This window comes from Streptomyces sparsus (assembly GCF_054776295.1).
In genome coordinates this window covers 1-1,291 of the sequence record NZ_BAAHCA010001178.1, presented here as the reverse complement: position 1 = coordinate 1,291, position 1,291 = coordinate 1, and the positions used below count along the sequence as shown (strand labels likewise).

Annotated in this window: 1 protein-coding gene; it reads right to left on the bottom strand. The window is 75.6% G+C overall.

Annotation, left to right across the window (positions count from 1 at the left end; all coding sequences use genetic code 11):
* The coding region (locus ACYVE9_RS27255; RefSeq protein WP_461030557.1) for a zinc-binding dehydrogenase at positions 1-1,291 on the bottom strand (1,291 nt) is incomplete at both ends.

Genomic DNA, 1,291 nt, shown 5'->3' with positions numbered 1-1,291 from the left:
CGTCGGGGCCGCGCCGGCTGGCGATCAGCAGGTGGCGCACTCCGCGTTCGGCGACCAGGTGCCGGGCGGTCAGCCGGCCCAGACCGCCGGTGCCGCCGGTGAGCAGGACCGTGCCCTCGGGATCGGGCGCGGCGGGCACGGTGAGGACGACCTTGCCCACGTGCTGGGCCTGGCTGAGGAAACGGAACGCCTCGGGGGCGCGGCGCACGTCCCACACCGCCATCGGCAGCGGGCGCAGCACGCCGCGGTCGAACAGCTCCGTCAGCTCGGCGAGCATCTCGCCGACGCGGTCGGGACCGGCCTCCACGAGGTCGAAGGCCCGGTAGGCGACACCGGTGTGGTCGGCGGCCACCTGCCGCGGATCGCGGACGTCGGTCTTGCCCATCTCCAGGAAGCGTCCGCCGCGGGGCAGCAGGCGCAGTGAGGCGTCGACGAACTCCCGGGCGAGGGAGTCCAGTACGAGGTCGACTCCCCGCCCTCCGGTGGCTTCCAGGAACTGCTGCTCGAACGACAGGTCGCGGGAGGAGGCGAGGTGCGCCTCGTCCAGTCCGGCGGCGCGTACCGCGTGCCACTTGGCGGGGGACGCGGTGCCGTAGACCTCGGCGCCCAGGTGCCGGGCGAGTTGCACGGCGGCCGAGCCGACTCCGCCCGCCGCGGCGTGCACCAGCACGGTCTCGGCGGCGCGCAGACCGCCGAGGTCGACCAGGGCGTAGTGGGCGGTCAGGTAGGCGATCGGCACGGTGGCCGCCTCGGCGAAGCTCCAGCCCTTGGGGATGGGGGCGACAAGGCGCTCGTCGGCGACGGCGACGGGGCCGAAGGCGCCCGCGAACATGCCCATGACGCGGTCGCCGGGTGCGGTTCCCGTCACCTCGGGGCCGACCTCGGTGACGACGCCGGCGCCCTCCAGTCCGATGGCGGTGGCGTCGCCGGGGTACATGCCGAGCGTGGTGAGCACGTCGCGGAAGTTGACGCCCGCGGCACGCACCGAGATCCGCACCTCGCGGGCGCCGAGCGGCGCGGTGGCCTCCGGGCACGGTGCCAGGCGCAGGGCCTCCAGGGTGCCCGTGCCTTCGAGGCCGAGCCGCCAGGCGGTTGTGTCGGCGGGCGGCACGAGTGTCCCTTCGGTGCCGAGCGGCACCAGGCGCGGCACGGTCACGGTCCCGTCGCGCAGGGCGAGTTCGAAGGCGTCCGCGCCGAGGGCGGCGGGCAGTTCCGCGGCGGAGGCCGCAGTGCCGTCGGTGTCGGCGAGGACGAAGCGGCCGGGGTTCTCCGAGCGCGCCGAGCGGACCAG